16 protein-coding genes are annotated in these 19,395 nt (G+C 47.3%); 2 read left to right on the forward strand and 14 right to left on the reverse strand.

What is annotated here, in order from left to right; translation table 11 throughout:
* Nucleotides 1-5: 5 nt before the first annotated feature.
* The 13 genes from ftsZ to mraZ form a co-directional block, all read right to left on the reverse strand.
* On the reverse strand, nucleotides 6-1,310 hold the full coding sequence (ftsZ, locus tag ACYQ0C_RS00825) for a cell division protein FtsZ (RefSeq protein WP_016275184.1): 1,305 nt from the start codon (nucleotides 1,308-1,310) through the stop codon (nucleotides 6-8).
* Between the two features lie 37 nt (nucleotides 1,311-1,347).
* On the reverse strand, nucleotides 1,348-2,859 hold the full coding sequence (gene ftsA / locus ACYQ0C_RS00830) for a cell division protein FtsA (RefSeq protein WP_016275185.1): 1,512 nt from the start codon (nucleotides 2,857-2,859) through the stop codon (nucleotides 1,348-1,350).
* A 3-nt stretch (nucleotides 2,860-2,862) separates the two neighbouring features.
* On the reverse strand, nucleotides 2,863-3,600 hold the full coding sequence (locus ACYQ0C_RS00835; RefSeq protein WP_016275186.1) for a cell division protein FtsQ/DivIB: 738 nt from the start codon (nucleotides 3,598-3,600) through the stop codon (nucleotides 2,863-2,865).
* Nucleotides 3,597-4,973, reverse strand: a complete 1,377-nt coding sequence (gene murC / locus ACYQ0C_RS00840) for a UDP-N-acetylmuramate--L-alanine ligase (RefSeq protein WP_016275187.1) — start codon at nucleotides 4,971-4,973, stop codon at nucleotides 3,597-3,599. The genes ACYQ0C_RS00835 and murC overlap by 4 nt, the downstream gene beginning before the upstream one ends.
* Nucleotides 4,963-6,093 carry an undecaprenyldiphospho-muramoylpentapeptide beta-N-acetylglucosaminyltransferase gene (murG, locus tag ACYQ0C_RS00845; RefSeq protein ID WP_016275188.1) on the reverse strand — a complete coding sequence of 377 codons (1,131 nt, stop codon included), beginning with the start codon at nucleotides 6,091-6,093 and terminating at the stop codon, nucleotides 4,963-4,965. Before murG ends, murC begins: the two co-directional genes overlap by 11 nt.
* Before the next feature lie 64 nt (nucleotides 6,094-6,157).
* On the reverse strand, nucleotides 6,158-7,555 hold the full coding sequence (locus tag ACYQ0C_RS00850; RefSeq protein WP_016275189.1) for an FtsW/RodA/SpoVE family cell cycle protein: 1,398 nt from the start codon (nucleotides 7,553-7,555) through the stop codon (nucleotides 6,158-6,160).
* A gap of 23 nt (nucleotides 7,556-7,578) precedes the next feature.
* The gene (gene murD, locus ACYQ0C_RS00855; protein ID WP_016275190.1) at nucleotides 7,579-8,913 is read right to left on the reverse strand and encodes a UDP-N-acetylmuramoyl-L-alanine--D-glutamate ligase; all 1,335 of its coding nucleotides are present in this window, start codon (nucleotides 8,911-8,913) and stop codon (nucleotides 7,579-7,581) included.
* A gap of 9 nt (nucleotides 8,914-8,922) precedes the next feature.
* Nucleotides 8,923-10,191 (reverse strand): phospho-N-acetylmuramoyl-pentapeptide-transferase, encoded by a 1,269-nt coding sequence (gene mraY / locus ACYQ0C_RS00860; RefSeq protein ID WP_016275191.1) that lies wholly within the window; start codon nucleotides 10,189-10,191, stop codon nucleotides 8,923-8,925.
* Nucleotides 10,192-10,202: 11 nt separating this feature from the next.
* On the reverse strand, nucleotides 10,203-11,657 hold the full coding sequence (locus ACYQ0C_RS00865) for a UDP-N-acetylmuramoyl-L-alanyl-D-glutamate--2,6-diaminopimelate ligase (RefSeq protein WP_016275192.1): 1,455 nt from the start codon (nucleotides 11,655-11,657) through the stop codon (nucleotides 10,203-10,205).
* A gap of 18 nt (nucleotides 11,658-11,675) precedes the next feature.
* Nucleotides 11,676-13,856 (reverse strand): penicillin-binding protein, encoded by a 2,181-nt coding sequence (locus tag ACYQ0C_RS00870; protein ID WP_016275193.1) that lies wholly within the window; start codon nucleotides 13,854-13,856, stop codon nucleotides 11,676-11,678.
* 4 nt (nucleotides 13,857-13,860) lie between these two features.
* Complete coding sequence (locus tag ACYQ0C_RS00875) at nucleotides 13,861-14,235, reverse strand: FtsL-like putative cell division protein (RefSeq protein ID WP_016275194.1); 375 nt, start codon at nucleotides 14,233-14,235, stop codon at nucleotides 13,861-13,863.
* 4 nt (nucleotides 14,236-14,239) lie between these two features.
* Entirely contained in the window at nucleotides 14,240-15,154 is a 915-nt protein-coding gene (rsmH, locus tag ACYQ0C_RS00880) for a 16S rRNA (cytosine(1402)-N(4))-methyltransferase RsmH (RefSeq protein WP_016275195.1), read from the reverse strand.
* Entirely contained in the window at nucleotides 15,151-15,615 is a 465-nt protein-coding gene (gene mraZ, locus ACYQ0C_RS00885) for a division/cell wall cluster transcriptional repressor MraZ (protein WP_016275196.1), read from the reverse strand. Before mraZ ends, rsmH begins: the two co-directional genes overlap by 4 nt.
* 367 nt (nucleotides 15,616-15,982) lie before the next feature.
* Between mraZ and glsA the strand changes: the two genes are divergently transcribed.
* Both glsA and glsB read left to right on the forward strand, forming a co-directional pair.
* Nucleotides 15,983-16,801, forward strand: a complete 819-nt coding sequence (gene glsA, locus ACYQ0C_RS00890; RefSeq protein ID WP_016275198.1) for a lyso-glycine lipid O-acyltransferase GlsA — start codon at nucleotides 15,983-15,985, stop codon at nucleotides 16,799-16,801.
* Between the two features lie 24 nt (nucleotides 16,802-16,825).
* Nucleotides 16,826-17,806 carry a glycine N(alpha)-acyltransferase GlsB gene (glsB, locus tag ACYQ0C_RS00895; RefSeq protein WP_016275199.1) on the forward strand — a complete coding sequence of 327 codons (981 nt, stop codon included), beginning with the start codon at nucleotides 16,826-16,828 and terminating at the stop codon, nucleotides 17,804-17,806.
* A gap of 86 nt (nucleotides 17,807-17,892) precedes the next feature.
* Here glsB and ACYQ0C_RS00900 read toward each other — a convergent pair whose 3' ends face one another.
* Entirely contained in the window at nucleotides 17,893-19,224 is a 1,332-nt protein-coding gene (locus tag ACYQ0C_RS00900) for a deoxyguanosinetriphosphate triphosphohydrolase (RefSeq protein WP_016275200.1), read from the reverse strand.
* Nucleotides 19,225-19,395: the final 171 nt, after the last annotated feature.

The following is a 19,395-nucleotide window of genomic DNA, read 5'->3' on the forward strand; positions in this document are numbered from 1 at the left end:
AGTTGTTAAAAAGTGATCGTTATTCCGCCGTTTTCAGTGTCGTTGCTGAACGTTTCCTCCTCTTCGGCTATTGCTTTGGACTGGATACTTTCCAGGACAGTCTTGGTGCGTTGGAAAGTAGGGGTTGTTTCCACCATGCTGATAATGTCATCATTGTCCAGATCCTCCAGGCTGAAGATGTAGATGTTATGGCGTTTCTTCTTGTTGCTGTTCTTGAAGGTGTCTTTGCCGTAGTAATCTCCGCGGCGTTCGTCCTTGCGCTGTTCCTCTTCCTCCTGTTCTTCCAGTTTCTTTTGTTCCTCGATGGTGCGTTTGTTCATCATGTTGTCCATGCCCGGCACATCCTTGATGCCGAAACCGGTGGCAAGTACGGTGAACTTCACCTGCTCTTCCAGCGACTCGTCGATATAGAGTCCCCATTTGGTCTCCACGTCTTTGCCGAATTTGCTCATGAAATCGTGAACCTCGTTCATTTCTTCCATCATCAGCTCGCTCTTGGTGCTGAAGGAGATGTTGAACAGGATCTTCTTCGAGTTGAAGATGTCGTTGTTGTTCAGCAGCGGAGAATGGAGCGCGTCGTTGATGGCCTGGCTCACACGGCTCTCCCCTTTGCCGTATCCTGTACTCATGATGGCCACTCCGCCATCTTTCAATACCGTTTTCACGTCATTGAAGTCCAGGTTGATGGTACCGCGGATGGTGATAATCTCGGCGATGCTCTTGGCAGCGATGGACAAGGTGTCATCGGCTTTGCCGAAAGCGTTCATCACGCTGAAGTCCGAATAGATATCGCGCAGACGTTCATTGTTGATCACCAGCAGGGCATCCACATGCTGGCTCATTTTCTCCACACCGTCCAGTGCCTGGTCAATCTTCCGGTTTCCTTCAAAAAGGAACGGGATGGTGACGATACCTACGGTGAGGATATCCATATCTTTGGCTGTCTTGGCAATGATCGGAGCCGCACCGGTTCCGGTACCTCCTCCCATTCCGGCAGTGATAAATACCATTTTACAGCCGTCGTTCAGCATACCTTTCACGTCTTCTATGCTTTCTTCGGCTGCTTCACGTGCACGCTCCGGGCGGTTTCCGGCTCCTAATCCTTCTTTTCCCAGTTGCAACTTTACGGGAACGGGCGATTCGGCCAGCGCCTGGTTGTCTGTGTTGCACACAACAAATGTTACATCGTGTATACCTTCTTTATACATGTGATTTACGGCATTGCCGCCGCCACCTCCCACACCGATTACTTTAATGATCGTCGGGTTTTCTGCCGGGAAATCGAATGGCATTATAGTTTCATCAGACATAATCTTCTATCTTATATTAAGGTGATGTAATTCGTTATTATTCTTCCAGAATCTTTCCAAACAAGTCAGTCAGCCGCTTGATCGGACTGTTGGCTTCTTTCAAGCTCTTGATTTCTTTTTCCAGGGCGCGTATCTGGTTCAACGCTTCCGCTACTCCCAGGTCGCGTGCTTTGGACAGTTGCGACAGGGCATTTTTGTATTTGCCTGCCTCTTTCAGTTCTTTTGCGTTTCTTATCAGGTTCTCGCAAGTGGCTTTTCTCAGCTTCTCCTCTTCCTCCGCCTTCCTGGCCGCTTCCGCTGCTCTGGCCGCCTCTTCTTTCTCTTTTTTCCTTTTCTCTTCCGGGTCCTCGCCGTTTTCATTGAAGAGCGGCACCTGTACGGGCTTTACAGGACGTTCCGGACGGTGACAGTTTTCTTTTCCGGCTCCCAGCAAGGCGATGATCGTATTGCATGTACCATCTTTTTTCAGTTCCACCATACCGCCTTTCAGGCTTAGCTGGCTTTCTTTGGCCATTCTTACCTTTTCTATTTTGGTACGGTTGCTGAATGCTTCCTCCATATTCTTTAAATTGGCGGACCCACCGGTAATGATGGCTCCTGCCAGCAGTTTGTCTTCATATCCCGAAAGGACGATCTGGTTCCACACATTGGCCAGTATCTCATTGACACGTGCTTCTACGATGTCTTCCAGCACACGTGCCTCGATGCTGCATTTACCGTCCAGCGAGTAGGTGGGGTTGTCGTCTCCTTCCTCCGACTTGTCGGCATAAGCGTTGCCGTATTTCTTCTTCAGTTCCTCGGCATCTTCCTCTTCAATCTGCTGGCTGCAGATATCTTTGGTGATGTTGCTGCCTCCCAATGGGATGACTGCCAGATGGCGGAGTATGTTGTTTTTGTAAACGGAGACGGTGGTCGTATCCGCACCAAAGTCGATGAACATGCAGCCCGAGCGTTTTTCACTGTTGGTCAGTACGGCATTGGCCAGTGCCAGCGGTGAGATGATGTAGTCGGCTATTTCGATTCCTGCCTGTTTGAAACATTTGTCAATGTTCTGCTTCACGCTGCTGCGGGCGATGATATTCAGGAAACGTCCTTCTATATGATCGCTGGGGACTCCTACAGGATCGGCCAGCAGGTTGATGCCCACTTTATATTCCTGGGGTGCCACTTCCAGTATCTCCTGGTCTATGATGGGGACTTCGCGGTTGCTGTCCATGATGGAGTCAATCAGCTCCTGCGAAATTTTGGTTTCTTCTTCCAAATGACGTACCTCCGTATTGCGGATGGTGCGTAGGGATTGTCCTCCGATGCCTACATAGACCTTTCCGATAGAAGCCTTTAATGTCGATTCCAGTTTCTTGATAATCGAAGTAAGGCTTTGCGCGGTCTTGTCCAGATTGTAAATCACTCCCTTACGGATAAAATCCGAAGAGTTCTCGCTGGCGAGGGCCAGCACTTGTATGCTTCCGTCCGCATGTTTCTTTCCCGCAATGCCTGTGATCTTGGAGGATCCCAGTTCGATTGCTACTATAAAATCTGTTGCTGCCATATCTTACTTCTCTTTTTTGGTACAAATAATCTGATTGTTAAATTCCAGACTGATGCGGCTGTACTTGTTCCAGCCTACCTGGTTCAGTCCTTTCTCGTAAAAAGTTCTCAGCCTCTCGAACTTTTCCTCATAGTTTCCGGGCTTGCCCAGGAATATGATATGTTCGCCCACCCGTGGAACCAGTTCCAGTTCTTTGGCCTGCGTCACGTTGATCTGCTCTATCTGGGCCTCCCACAGCGGGTGGTCTTGCAGGAAGACTCCTAGCTGGTATAGTTCCTTGGTGGCAAAATCACGATCCACGTATCCTGTAACAACAGCTACGTGTGCCGAACTGTTGGGTATCGGCATGATTTTTCCTTTGTTGTCAATATAATAGTTGTCTCCGTTGCTTGCCATCACTCTGAGGATGGGGAGGCGCTGGGTCACCTCGATGCCTATTTTGCATCCCGGTGTACGGTAGCATTCCACATTCTCAATCAATGGATGCTGGCCGAGTTCTTCTTCCAGCAGGCGGGTGTTGATGTCGCCCATCTTCTTGCCTACAGGAGAGAGTTTTTTGCTGTTCAGCAGGCGGAGCACTTCTTTCTGGCTGATGAAACCATGGTCTATGCTGTCTTTGATAATCAATTCCATACCCTTGCAAACCTGGTCGGCAGGCTTGGTGTTGAAAGCGGTAACGGCTACAACAAGGTAGGCGGTTATCAGCAACAGGAACAGGAGTATGAGAATTTTCTTGATCATCTCTTATTCAGTAATTTGCAGATTTGGGGTACATAGTTGTCTATGTCGCCCGCACCCAGGGTGATTAATACTTCTATATCTTTCTTGCTCAGCACATCCAGTATTTCTTCTTTCGGGTACATGCTCTTCTCGATGCCCGGTCGAAGATGGTCGTAAATCAATTTGCTGGTGACACCGGGGATGGGTTGCTCGCGTGCCGGATAGATATCTACCAGGATGACTTCGTCCAGCAGGGAAAGGCTGTCGGCGAAATCCTTGTAGAAATCGCGGGTACGTGTGTAGAGGTGCGGCTGGAAAACAGCCGTCAGCTTCTTGTCACGGTAGAGGGCGCGCATGGAGAGTATGCTTTGCTTTATCTCGGAAGGATGGTGTGCATAGTCGCTCAGGAAAACTACCTTGTCGTTCTTTATCTTGAAATCGAAACGACGGTCTACTCCGCGGAAACTTGCCATGCCTTTCTTTATTTCGTCGCCGGTCACTCCGCTCATCTGCGCCAGGGCCATGGCGGCTACTCCATTTTCTATGTTGATGCTGACGGGGACACCTAGCTGTATGTCCTTGATGTTGCCTAGCGGAGATACATAGTCAAAGAATATCTCACCGTTTCCGATGCGGATGTTCTCTGCATGGAAGTCTCCTTCTTCTTTAGAATAGGTGTATAGCCGGACTCCGTCCTGCAGGGCAGGTTGCAGTTCGATGCCTTTCCGCATAATCAATGCGCCGCCCGGCCGGATGAGTGAGGTGTATTGGCGGAAACTGTCCAGATAGGCCTCTTTGGTTCCGTAGATATCCAGATGGTCGGGGTCGGTTGCAGTAATCACTGATATGTAGGGTGAGAGCCAGTGGAAAGAACGGTCGAACTCGTCGGCTTCAATGACCATGTATTCACTGTTGTCCGACAACAGCAGGTTGGTGCCATAATTCTTCGAGATGCCTCCCAGAAAGGCGTTGCAGCCTACATGGGACTGGTGCAGCAGATGGGCTGTCATGGTGGAAGTGGTGGTCTTGCCGTGAGTGCCGGCTACGCAAAGTCCTTTCCCGGCGCGGGTAAGCATTCCCAATACCTGCGAACGTTTATGTATCTCGAAACCGTTTTCCCGGAAATAGGTAAGTTCTTTATGTGTATCGGGGACGGCCGGGGTATAGACAACCAGTGTGGTTGCCGGATGGCGGAAGTCATCGGATATCAGTTCCGCGTTTTCTTCGTAGTGGATGGCTGCTCCTTCTTCTATCAGCTTTTCAGTCAGTTCACTGGGCGTACGGTCATATCCGCCCACCTTCTTGCCTTTTGACAGGAAGTAGCGTACCAATGCGCTCATGCCGATGCCTCCGGCACCGATAAAATAAACTGATTTTAATATGTTAACGTCCATTTTCTTTTCTGTATTTGTCAGCCAGTTTAAACACCTCCCGGGCGATAACGTTGGCTGAGTCGGTAAAGGCTAATTTAGCAATGTTTGTACTTAAATTCTTCAGTGTCTCCGGTTGTTTCACGGTTTCAACCGCTTTGTCCAGCAGCGCTTCTTTGGCGGCGGCGTCCTTGATATAGAGTGCCGCGTTTTTGTTGACCAGCGCCAATGCGTTCTTGGTCTGATGATCTTCGGCCACATTGGGCGACGGAACCAGAATGACGGGTTTCTGCAACAGACAGAATTCGGAGATGGAGCCTGCGCCCGCACGGCTGATTATCAAATCGGCGGCACTGTATGCGGCGGCCATGTCACTGATAAAATCGGTGACATGAAGCATCGGAAACTCACCGGCCCGGGCTACTGTGGCGCGTGCCTCGTCGATATATATTTTTCCGGTTTGCCAGATGAACTGTACACCGGATGCTTTAATCTTGTCCAGCCCTTCCATCACGCAGTTGTTGATGGTGCGTGCTCCCAGGCTGCCTCCTACAATCAGGATTGTCTTCTTGGATGGATCCAGTCCGAAAGAACGGACGGCGTCTTCACGGCTGATGTTGGGGTTGCGCAGTCCTTGGCGGACAGGATTTCCGGTCAGGATAATCTTGTCTTTCTCAAAGAAACGTTCCATGCCGTCGTATGCCACACATATTTTGCGGGCTTTCTTGGCCAGCAGCTTGTTGGTTACTCCGGCATAAGAGTTCTGTTCTTGTATCAGCGTAGGGATACCCATCATTCCGGCTACTTTTAACGTGGGGCCGCTGGCATATCCGCCTACCCCCACTGCTGCATGTGGCTTGAATTCCTTGATGATTCTGCGTGCCAGACATTGGCTCTTGGCCAGCTTGAAAAGTACGGAAACATTTTTCAACAGGTTCTTGCGGTCGAATCCGGCCACAGGCAGTCCTTTTATAGGGTATCCGGCAGCAGGAACGCGCTGCATCTCCATTCTGCCTTCGGCGCCTACGAACAGGATTTCCGCTTCGGGATGTTGTTCCTTGATGGCATTGGCAATGGAAACTGCGGGGAAGATATGTCCCCCGGTTCCTCCTCCGCTGATGATGATTCTTAAATTTTCTTCCATAATTCCTTTTTAGTCGAATTATCCGCAAAAGTATAAATAATACTTTTAAAATGAATGGTTTATATTATATTTCTTCTTCCGGCTCCCGCTTCCCGGCCGCATTCAGCAATGTCTTCAGGTCATCGGGCAGCGCGTTCTCTTCCGACGGGCGGGAGGTGGCGGCTGTGTCACCTGATGGAAGTGTGGTGATGGCTTCCTGCATGGCAGCCACCATTTCCTGGCGCCGTTCGGCCTTGGCTGCCAGTTCTGCTTCTTCCAACGCTTGTTGTTCAGCGGCTTTCTGCTCTTCTTTCTCGGCCACATAGCGGCTGACACTTAATATCATACCGATGTATGCACAGTTGATCAGTGTCGAGGTTCCTCCTTTGCTGATCAGTGGCAGGGGTTGTCCGGTGACAGGGAACAGGCCTACGGCCACCATCATGTTGAGCATCGCCTGGGATACCAGCAGCAGGGCGATGCCCATCACCAGGAAGGCAGGAAAACTTTTTTCACTTCTCCGGGCTATTTTACCTGCCCGCATCAGCAGCCAGATGTAGAGGATCACTACAAAGGCTCCTCCCAATAAGCCTAATTCTTCTATGACGATGGCGAAGATGAAGTCCGAGAACGCTTGTGACAGGAAATCCCGCTGTACACTGTTGCCCGGCATCTTTCCTATGATGTTGCTGGAAGCGATGGCAATATTGGCGTGTGCTATCTGGGCGTCCTTGTCTATATCATATTTGGCGGCGGGAACGGCTTCTTTATCCTCAAAGAAACCTTTGATGCGGTTCTGCCAGGTCTCTACACGGTGCATCATGGGGACTTTGTTCAGTTTGTGTGTGGGCATGATCATCACTATTCCTACAAAAAGCACCACTACCACGCCGACGATTCCCATCAGCTTGGCCAGTTGTTTCCAGGGCACCCGGCCGATCACCATCATTAAAAAGACTACTCCGAACAGTAATGCTGCGGTGGAGCCGTTCTCGGGAGCAATCAGAACGAAGACAATTCCGGTGATCCACATTATATATTTAAATGCTTTCGGATTGGCGTTGTCCTCTTCCTGAAACTTGGAGAGAATAAAGGCGGTGACGATAATCACAGCCATTTTTGCCAGCTCGGAAGGTTGGAACTGGATGCCGAAGAAGGTCATCCAACGGGCTGCTCCATTGACACGGTCTCCGGTAATCAATCCCATACCCATTACAAATATCAGCAATACAGCCGATATAGGCAGCAGGAAGAAGGGAAGCACACGGAAATATTTGCAGGGGATGTTATGTACCAGCACCACAATGCACACACCTACCATCAGGATGACACTGTGCTGGGTGATAGGCCCCCAGTGATCCCCGCTTTTGTAGGTAAGCGTGCTGGCGGCACTAAATACCTCGACGATGGAGATCAGACAAAGAAACAGGAAAATAATCCAGATTACTTTGTCGCCCTTGAACAAGTCTTTTATCAGATCCATTAGTTATATACCTTAATACTATATTACAGGTTTCTTACACATTCCTTGAACTGCTCGCCACGGTCTTCGTAACTTTTAAAAAGGTCGAAGCTGGCGCAGCAAGGACTTAATAATACGGTCTCACCTTTCCGGGCCATGCGGTAAGCGGCATTTACAGCATCCTTCATGCTTTGTACATCGGCTACCGGCAGGCCGAACTTGTCAAAGAAGTCATGCAGCTTCTCATTGTGCAAGCCCATGTAGATCAATCCGGTACATTTCTCTTTTACCAGGCCGGCGATTTCGTTATAATCGTTGCCTTTGTCTTTTCCACCCAATATCAGGATGGTTTTGGTTTTCATGCTTTGCAAAGCATACCAGCAGGAATTCACATTGGTAGCTTTGGAGTCATTGATGTAATCCACTCCTCTTACCCGGCAGACTTTTTCAAGGCGGTGTTCCACTCCCTTGAAATCACCCAGGGCCTCACGGATACATTCTTTGCGGATACCCGCCAGGTTGGCCGAGATACCGGCCGCCATGGAGTTGAAGAGATTATGGGTTCCGGTCAGTGCCAGCTCCTCCTGTTCCATGTTGAAAGCGATTGGTTCTGTAAAATAAACCTTGTCCTGTTCCACGTATGCGGCGGTTCCTTCCTCTTTCCTTTCGGCAAAAGGGTAATAATGGCCATGAATGCCATATTTATGCAGTTCGCGCTGGATGATGGGGTCATCGTTCCAGAAGATGAAGGCATCGTCCGGAGTCTGGTTCTGGATGATGCGGAATTTTGCATCCACATAGTTCTGCATCTGGTGATCGTAACGGTCCAGATGGTCGGGGGTGATGTTCATCAATACGGCAATGTTGGCATGGAACTTGTACATGTTGTCCAACTGGAAGCTGCTTAACTCGATGACATAATAATCATAGTTGTATTCGGCTACCTGGTATGCCAGACTTTGACCGATATTTCCGGCTAGTCCCACATTCATACCCGCTTTCTTGAAGATATGATAAATCAGCGAAGTGGTCGTTGTTTTTCCATTACTTCCTGTGATGCAAATCATTTTGGCATTGGTATAGCGCCCCGCAAACTCTATTTCCGAGATGACGGGAGTACCTTGTTCTTTTAATTTCACAATCATCGGGGCGTCATTCGGGATACCCGGACTCTTGATCACTTCATCCGCATTCAGAATAAGAGATTCGGTATGCTTGCCTTCTTCCCATTCGATGCCTCGCTCGTTCAGCATGTTTTTGTATGAGTCCTTAATCATGGACATATCTGAAACAAAAGTGTCGAAACCTTGTTTCTTTGCCAGAACGGCTGCTCCCGCACCGCTTTCTCCGGCTCCCAGTATGACAATTCTTTTAGCCATAATCTTCGTTTATCTTATCTTTAATGTAATAATCGTAATTGCAGCGAGCACGATGGTGACAATCCAGAAGCGTACTGTGATTTTTGATTCATGGAATACGCTGTCGGGCTTCATGAACAGGTAGCTGCAATTGGGGTCTAACTGTGCTAATGTAGTACGGAAATGGTCGTGGATAGGTGCACGTTTGAATACTCGTTGCAAATGTCCTTTCTTTTTTCCGCTCTTGAAATATCTTACCTGAAGAATAACCGAAAGATTTTCTATCAGGAAGATTCCGCAGAGGATGGGTATCAGCAACTCTTTATGAATGATGATTGCGAATACCGCTATGATACCACCGATGGTCAGGCTGCCGGTATCCCCCATGAATACTTGGGCGGGAAAGGCATTGTACCAAAGGAAACCAATCAGCGCGCCGATAAAGGCGCAGATAAAGATTACCAGTTCTTCACTGCCGGGAATATACATGATATTAAGGTATCCCGCATATTCGATGTGGCTGGACACGTATGCCAATATGCCCAGGGTAAGGCCGATGATGGCGGAGTTCCCGGCTGCCATTCCGTCCATTCCGTCATTCAGGTTGGCGCCGTTGGATACGGCGGTAACCACGAAAATGGTAACCAGTACGAAAATAATCCAGCCTACAGTCTGGGCATTATCTCCCAGGAAGCTTACGAAATCAGCATAATCCAGATTGTTGTTCTTGAAAAAAGGAATCGTGGTCTTGGTGGACTTCTGATCTTGTTCCTTGTGCACCACTTCCACTATTTCTCCTCCTCTTTGTATTTCCACATTCTCACGGATGACAACGTTCGGACTTAAATATAAGGTAAGTCCGACAATGAGTCCCAAACCTACCTGGCCGATAATCTTGAATTTGCCGTGCAGGCCTTCTTTGTCTTTGCGGAACACCTTGATGTAGTCGTCCAAAAAGCCTAATGTACCCAGCCAGATGGTGGTGATCAGCATTAGTATCATGTAAATATTATGCAGTTTTCCCAACAAAAGGCAGGGGATGAGAATAGCGACGATAATAATCACGCCTCCCATGGTCGGCACACCCACTTTCTTCACGTTAAAGGGGTCTATGGATGCGTCACGCTGGGTCTCGGTAATCTGTTTACGCTTGAGCAGATGAATGAAATATTCACCGAAGATGGCCGAGATCAGCAATGACAAGATGATCGCCATCAATGAGCGGAACGAAACGTAACTGAACATTCCGGCTCCGGGAAAATCAGACTTCTCTAAATATTGGAATAAGTAGTATAACATTTCTTGTTGGTTTATTCATTAGCAAAAATATCTCTTAATACCTCTTTGTCATCGAAATGGTGCTTTACACCTTTTATTTCCTGATAATTCTCGTGTCCTTTCCCGGCAACTAGAATGACATTTTTGGTCTGAGCCAGCATACAAGCCGTGCGGATGGCCTCTTTACGGTCTGCTATGCTTATCACTTTGCGCATATCCTCTTTAGTCAGTCCCGCCAGCATATCGTTGATGATGTCCTGCGGCTCTTCAAAACGGGGATTGTCAGAGGTGATAATGACCTTATCGCTTTGTTTCACCGCTTCTTGCGCCATCAAGGGGCGTTTGCCTTTATCACGGTTGCCGCCGGCGCCCACTACCGTAATTACGTTGCCTTTGCCGTTCAGAACTTCGTGAATGGCATTCAGCACATTCTCCAAGGCGTCCGGAGTATGGGCATAGTCCACAATGGCGGTATAACCTTTGGGGGAACGCAGCGAATCGAAGCGTCCTGCAACGGGGCGGAGAGTGCTCAGTGCCAGCAGGACGTCTTCCGGCTTTTTGCCAAGCAGGCAGGCTGTTCCGTAAACAGCCAGCAGGTTCGAGGCGTTAAAGCGTCCGATGAACTGTACGTTTACTTCTACATTATTTATATCAAGCAACATCCCTTCAAATCCGTCTTCCAGTACTTTCCCTTTGAAATCACTCAAGCTGCGCAAAGAATAAGTGCATACTCTGGCCTTGGTGTTCTGGGTCATGATCCGTCCGTTCTTGTCATCCAGGTTGGTCAAGGCAAAGGCGCTCTTGGGCAGACCGTCAAAGAATGCTTTCTTTGCTTTCAGGTAATTTTCCACGGTCTTATGATAGTCCAGATGGTCACGGGTGAGATTGGTAAAGATGCCGCCTGCAAATTTTAAACCACCGATCCGCTTCTGTGCGACGGAATGTGAACTTACTTCCATAAAGGCATATTTGCATCCTTCATCCGCCATACGTCCCAGCAGTTTGTTCAGTGTAATAGGGTCGGGGGTGGTATGGTCTGTCGGGATGGCTTCCTCGTCTATATAATTGCATACGGTGGAAATAAGTCCTGTCTTATATCCGAATTTGCGGAACATATTATATAATAAGGTGGCGATCGTGGTTTTTCCGTTGGTTCCTGTCACGCCGACCAATTCCAATTTGGAGGTGGGGTCGCCGTAAAACGTGGTTGCCAGTTTCCCGACAATGTCTTCCGTGTCGTTCACCTTTATATAGGCAACATTTTCATCCAAGGTTTCAGGAAGCTTCTCGCATACCACTGCGCAGGCTCCTTTTTCTATCGCTTTGGGAATATAGGCGTGTCCGTCAGCCTGCGTTCCTTTTACAGCAATGAAAATATGTCCGGACTCTATCAGACGTGAGTCCATGTTTATTCCCGAAATCTCTTGGGTCATATCACCTATGATCTCATTGACTGTTATTCCTTTAATAATCTCTTCCAGTTTCATATTCTTCCTGTTACACTGTTAATTTAATCGTAATTGTATGGTCTGTCCTTTGCGCAAGGTGTTGCCGGCCGGGATACTTTGTGACTTTACTTTGCCTGTGCCGGTGATGCGGGCTCTCAGCCCCATGCTTTCAAGCAGATAAACGGCATCCTTTGCTCCCATACCGATAACACTTGGTACAAGTTTATTGTTAATGTCTTTTGTGCTGAACAATACGTTGTCCGGATTGCTGGTTGCATTTCCCCATACCGGTTTGTTTTCTTTCCAACTGGCAGAGAAGCCGGATGAGTTTACATTGATCCGGCTCAGTACATAGTCAGCCGCACTTATATCTCCGTTTTTCACATCCGGGATAAGGATGGAAGTCGAGTCCTTCGCTTCTTTCAAATCTTGTGCCAGATGTTTGGCGAACACACGTTCGGCAATTTTGCTGAACACGCTGCCGGCCATCAAACCTCCCGAGGCGGGAAGCCCCGGTTTCTGGATGGCTACAATGCAACTGTATTTAGGCGCTTCTGAAGGAAAATATCCGCAAAAGCTTACTAAATAGCGGCGTGTGCCGTTGGTATATCCGGCTTTGCCCTGTGAGACCTGTGCGGTACCTGTCTTTCCGGATACATGGAATTGCTTGGAACCTGCTTTTTTCCCCAGCCCTTCGCTGACCACTTTCTCCAGAATTGTCTGTATCTCGCTGATGGCTTTGGGAGAAGCGATGGCGGGGTTGAGTATCTCAGGGGCAATTTCCTCCACCACCTGTCCGTCCTTGACTATTGATTTCACAAAACGGGGCTTGACCATTACTCCGTTGTTGGCTATCGCATTATAAAATGCCAGCGTGTTGATGGGGGGGATCTGGGTCTCATAACCAATAGACATCCATGCCAATGCAGTACGTGACCAGTTGCTCAAGTCTTTGTTCGGGATACGTATGTTCGGTTTGCCGGAACCGGGAATGTCAAGGTTTAACGGAGTGGCGATGCCTACCCGGTGCAATCCGCGTACAAACTTCGCCGGGTTGTCATGATAATGGTCGTCGATCAGCCGTGACACCCCGATGTTTGAAGACACCATCAATGATTTTGTTGTGTTGATAGTGCCGTAGCCTCCGCGATGCCAGTTATGGTCTTTCATATAGCGGCCGTGCATCATATAAACCCCGTTGCCGGTTTCCACCACAGTCTCGGGGGTGATGACTCCGTCGTCCAGCGCTACCAGTATGGATGCGGTCTTGAAGGTGGAGCCCGGTTCCATCATGTCCGAGATGGCATTGTTGCGTATCTCTCTGTAAATGCCGTCATTGCATTTGGTCATGTTTACAATGGCTTTGATGTCTCCCGTCTTCACTTCCATCAAGATGGCGACGCCTACGGTGGCGTTGATTTCTTTCAGTTCATCCACCAATGCTTTCTCTGCAATGTCCTGCATACCTACATCAATGGTGGTGATGATATCGCAACCATCTACAGGGGGGATATCCACGATGTTCAGGTATTTGTTCATTACCTTTTGACGGTGGGTGATCCCGTCTCTACCTTTCAATATGGAGTCGTATGAGAGTTCCAGCCCGTTCTTTGCACCTTGTTCTATATCGGGGAACATATCTCCCAGTGTACGCATGGCCAGTGAGCCGAACGGTTTTTTCCGTTGGTTGAATGCCTGCTCATGGAATCCGCCTTTGTATTTGTTCAGGTTGAATACGGGCAGGCGTTTGGCTTCCTTATATTGTATATAGGAGATGCGTTTGGGGTAGAGCAGCCAGCTGCGGCTCTCTTTCTTTCTTCCGTTCTTGATGTGCTGCTTGAAAGAGGCTGCGCTCTTGTCGGGGAATATCTCGTGCAGCCCTTTACAGATACTGTCCAGATTCGCATTAAGGACAGAGTCTTTGATATGTTGCAGCTTCAGCCGTGTCTTTTCCTCTTCTTCGGTTTCCCCCTTCCTCTTATTGATCATGAAGTCCATGTAAATCTTATATTCGGGGAGGCTGCTCGCCATCAGCTGGCCGTCGGATGAGATGATGTTGCCACGGGTAGGGCGTACGGTGACGTTCTCTTTTACAAAACGGTCGGCTACGTCTTTCCAGTATTGGCGTTCGGCAAACATGATGACACCGGCTTTGCAGATAATGGCAATGCCTACCAACACCATAATCAGGATGATGAAGGAGAAACGGATCATTATGTTCTTTTGATTGGGCATCATGGGTTTAATCTTTCTTTATTAAATAAGGACGGTTGGTAGCCGTTTGCAAGTGGCTGTCTTCCGTCGAGATATATTCTTCAATACGTGACTGGCGGCTCTTTTCCATTAATTCGGAAGAGCGTGTCAAGGCATCGTATTTGATATCTGTCAGATCTTTCTTCAATTTGTCAATCTCGATAAGTTCCTGTTGGCTGCTATAACGGTTGTCTATGTATAGCACGGTCAGGATCATGATGAGAATCAGCAAACGGGTCTGTCTTTTGAAGAAGTCGTTTGCAAGGATATCTCCTCCTAAGATGCTGCGTATGGACATGTGCTTGGGTGAAGCGGTCTGTCCGTCTTTGGGCTGTTGTGTATTTTGTTTCTGTTCTTCTTCCATCTCGTTATTTTTTTTCTGCAATTCTCAACTTGGCGCTTCGGGAGCGCGGATTACGTGTCACTTCTTCGTTTCCGGCAACAATCACTTTATTGTTGACTAGCTTGAAAGGTGTCTGTACGTTGCCAAAGAAATCCTGTTCGGCTTTGCCTTCTATGTTTCCGGTCTTCATGATATTCTTTACCATGCGGTCTTCTAAAGAATGATAGGTGATTACCACCAGTCTGCCTCCCGGTTTCAGTGCTTTTACCGCTGCATAAAGCATTTCTTTCAAAGCTTCCATTTCTTGGTTTACCTCTATGCGCAAAGCCTGGAATACCTTTGCGAGTTCCTTTTTCTCACGTTCCCGTCCGAAAAGCGGTTTGATGATCTCAAGAAAATCACCGATGGTGACAATCTGTTTTACCCCCCGTGCTTTGACGATGGTTGATGCCAGCTTGCGGCTGTTCTTTAATTCACCATATAAATAGAAGATATTAGCCAGACGCTCTTCGTCATAGGTGTTCACCACATCGGCTGCTGTCATGCCGGCGCGTTTGTTCATCCGCATGTCCAGTTTGCCCTCGAAGCGGAATGAGAATCCGCGCTCAGAGTCGTCGAAGTGATGGGAGGAAACGCCCAGATCGGCCAGAATGGCATCCACTTCCTCTACGTCATAATAACGTAAGAAGTTGGGGAGGTAGCGGAAATTACTGCGCACAAAAGTGAAGCGGCTGTCGTTTACAATATTCTTCTCGGCATCCTCGTCCTGGTCAAAACTATATAGATGTGCGGTGTCATCCAGCCGGCTTAGGATCTCCCTGGAGTGTCCTCCGCCGCCGAAAGTGACATCTACGTAAATTCCTCCGGGCTGAATGTTCATACCGTTTACGCTCTCGTTTAGTAATACCGGCACATGATATGTCTGTTCTGCTTCGCTCATTCTATTTCTACGTTGTTGTTAGTTCCCATAATTTCTTCCAATTCTTTTCCAAAGTCCTCCGGTGTGATGAAGGGCTTGTCCGCTATTTCTTTAGACCAGATTTCTATCGTGTCGTCCAATCCGATAAAACGTACGTCTTGCTGTATCCTTGCTAGTTTCAAATATCGTTTGGGTATCAGAAAACGTCCGTTCCCGTCCAGTGTGATCACTTCTACATCCGAAACGAACTGACGGAAGATCATCTGGTGTCTGGAGTTCCAGCGGTTCAGTTTGCCGCGCAGTTCGTTCATTTGTTCGTTCCACACATTTTCAGGGTAAAGTACCAGGCAGTCCTGGTAAGTGTCTTTACGTAAGATCAAGCATTCCTGGGAGGCGGCTTGTAGCTGCTTCCTGAATACGGCGGGCAGAAACACTCTGCCTTTTGCGTCCGTCTTTGCTTCAGAATTCCCAAGAAATCGCATGGTTACACCTTATTATATTGTTCAAGGTGTAAAATTACACAATTCCCCACAATTCCCCACAATATTTCATGAAAATATTTCGAGAAGTTTTCAACAGGTTGTTAAAGCGGCTAGTAGCTTGGTAAACAGGAGATTTAAAATTAATGATTTTATGATAAAAAATAAGGGAAAGGACGGGATACCGGAAGTTGAGAAATGAAACTAAAGTATTGCACATTCGTTTTCGTTTTGCGCAAAAATGAAAGAAAATGTATCGTTTCATACACAAAAACTCTTAATTTCTTTAGAGTCTGAGCGTTTTTTCTGTCATAAATTGCCAATATAAAAAAAGATAAGTTACTTTTGCATAGAAAAGAACGTTTGCAAAATGACTGACGACTCTATATTTTTAATCGACATAGAAAAGATATTGAAAACGAAAGCCGGAGAAAAATATAAATATATTCCCCGTTTTGTCGTTTCGTACCTGAAGCGCATCGTGCATCAGGAGGAGCTGAATGTCTTTTTAAAAGACTCCAGAAATAAAGTCGGAGTTGACTTCCTGGAAGCCTGTATGGGTTTTTTGGATGCAAAAGTGGAGATAAAGGGATTGGAGAATCTGCCCGAAGGCGGCAGATGTACTTTTGTAAGCAATCACCCGCTGGGAGGACAGGACGGAGTTGCCTTGGGGTATATATTGGGAAAGCATTACAATGGTAATGTACGCTATTTGGTCAATGATTTGTTGATGAATTTGCATGGCCTGGCTCCTTTGTGTATTCCTATCAATAAAACGGGCTCGCAATCCAGGGATTTCCCGAAAATGGTAGAGGCGGGTTTCGCTTCGGATAATCATATCATTATGTTTCCTGCAGGGTTGTGTTCCCGAAGGCAGAATGGGGAAATCAAGGATTTGGAGTGGAAAAAGACTTTTATCACTAAAAGTGTTGAAACGCATCGTGATGTGGTGCCTTTGCATTTTGAGGGCCGGAATTCTGATTTCTTTTATAATTTGGCGAATATATGTAAGGCACTTGGCGTTAAGTTCAATATCGCTATGCTTTACCTGGCGGATGAAATGTTGAAAAATCGTCATAAAACCTTTACTTTAACCATTGGGAAGCCTATCCCTTGGCAAACTTTCGACAAGGCAAAGACCCCGGCTCAGTGGGCGCAGTTTGTAAAAGATGTGGTTTACAAACTATAACAGACAAAAGAGAGAATAATAGATATGGAAGAAATTATTGCACCGATTAGCAAAGAGATTCTGAAGGCGGAACTTACCGAGGATAAACGCCTGAGGTTTACGAATAAAAGTCATAATGAAATTTATGTCATTACGTACCGGGATTCGCCAAATGTGATGAAGGAGATTGGCCGGTTGAGGGAGATCGCCTTTCGTGCTGCAGGTGGCGGAACAGGAAAATCAATGGATATCGATGAGTATGACATTATGGAAAACCCATACAAGCAGTTGGTTGTATGGAATCCTGAAGCGGAAGAGATTTTGGGGGGCTATCGTTATCTTTTGGGGGATGAGGTGCAATTTGATGAACATGGAAAGCCCTTGCTGGCTACTGCCCACATGTTTAATTTCTCGGAGGTCTTTTTGAAAGAATATTTGCCTTATACGGTGGAGCTGGGGCGTTCGTTCGTTACATTAGAGTATCAGTCCACCCGTGCCGGCTCCAAGGGGCTGTTTGCTTTGGATAATTTGTGGGATGGCTTAGGCGCGTTGACCGTGATTAAGCCGAATGTGAAATATTTCTTTGGCAAGATGACCATGTATCCTAGTTATCATCGTCAGGGACGTGACATGATATTGTACTTCCTGAATAAGCATTTTGGTGATAAGGACAAGCTGATAACTCCGATGAAACCGCTGGAAATAGAAACAGACAAGAAGATGCTGGAAAATCTTTTCTGTTATGATTCCTTTAAAGAAGACTATAAGATCCTGAATACGGAGGTGCGTAAGCTGGGATATAATATTCCTCCTTTGGTCAATGCGTATATGAGCCTGTCTCCTACGATGCGTATGTTTGGAACAGCGATTAATTATGGGTTCGGAGATGTGGAGGAAACCGGAATCCTGATTGCGGTGAATGAAATTCTGGAGGACAAACGGGTGCGCCATATCGAATCGTTTGTAAAGCAGCATCCTGAAGCTTTGAAAATAACTTCCGGAGCCCATCCCATACTGACCAAATAATCGGGTTGATGGCAGGCATTGTGGAAAAACAGGGTCAGATGCGGACAAGATGAATCTTTTAATATCTGCATCTGACTCTGTTCTTATCATACTGCCGGCAGACTGTTCCCTTTGATTTTCCGGTAGAGGTCGAGCGCATATACATCTGTCATGCCCGATATGTAATCCAGCACAGCCTGGATCTTTTCATATAAAGTAGGTGCGTTGACGTTATACTGTCCGGATACACGATTGATCAGTAGTTGTGAATACGCCTTTTCCGGAGAGCGAACAGCGTTAATCATCAAGTCTATCAAAGTGCTGATAACCCTGAATCCCGCCAATTCTATGTCCAGCACATCACTGGAACGGTAGATTCTTTGAAAGGCGATTGCCGAACAATGCTCATACGCTTCTTTCAGAGGACTGCAAATGTGTTTTATCAGTGCACCTTCAAACTTCCCGGCCAATATCTTCTCTTCATTCTCAATAAAGACTCGCGTGCATTCCTTTATCAGTGCGCCGATGACCGAAGAGCGTAAATAGGCTATCTGTTCATTGACGTCCGTTACAATCCGGCAAACTTCCTCAATGCGTTTTTTTCTTTTCTCATCAAAGAACAGCATATACAGTTCTTTGGTCTCGTCATGTGTCAGAAGTTTCAATTTATGCGCGTCCTCTATGTCCATCATCTGATAACAAATATCATCCGCGGCTTCCACCAGATAGACTAACGGATGACGTGCGTAGCGTAAAGGCTCATCCGGCTGGCTGAGTTGGATAATGCCCAGCTCTTTTGCTATTTTCTGATAATCAGCCTCTTCGCTTAAGAAGAAACCGAATTTTGATTTCCTTCCTGCCAGTTGTGAGGAAAAAGGATACTTTACGATGGACGCCAGTGTGGAGTAGGTCATCACAAACCCTCCTTTCCGCCTTCCTTCAAACTGGTGGGTAAGGATGCGGAATGCGTTGGCATTTCCTTCGAAATGAGTTAAATCATTCCATTCCATCGGTGAAAGCTCTTTTTCCAGCGCCATTCCCTGTCCTTCCGAGAAGTAAGTTGAAATGGCCTTTTCTCCCGAATGGCCGAAAGGTGGGTTTCCCAGATCGTGTGCCAGACAGGCGGCTGAGACGATGGAGCCTATTTCCGACAGATGGGAACCGGCCAGTTCCGGATGCTTTTTCAGGAGCTGGCTGGCGACATCATTTCCTAAAGAACGTCCTACACAAGACACCTCAAGGCTGTGAGTCAACCGGTTGTGTACGAATACGCTACCCGGCAAAGGAAAAACTTGGGTTTTGTTTTGCAAACGGCGGAAAGGCGCCGAGAAGATGAGGCGGTCATAATCGCGTTGGAATTCGGAACGGTCATCTTTACGGGCCTCGTGCAGTTCTTCCATGCCGAAGCGTTTGTTTGATATTAATTGCTTCCAGTTCATAATTCAGGCTTTATCTGTTTGCAAAAGTAAGAAACTTCCGTTTAAAAAACTGTAAACGCTTAGATAAATCCATCTAAATGTGTAAATTCGCACTTTATTAATCATGCGGTAATGTATTGATTTGTCGATATGCCAATCGGTTGCGCCATCTCTGGGCTATGCTTGTTGTCT

The sequence above is a fragment of the Phocaeicola sartorii JCM 17136 = DSM 21941 genome (assembly GCF_054653615.1).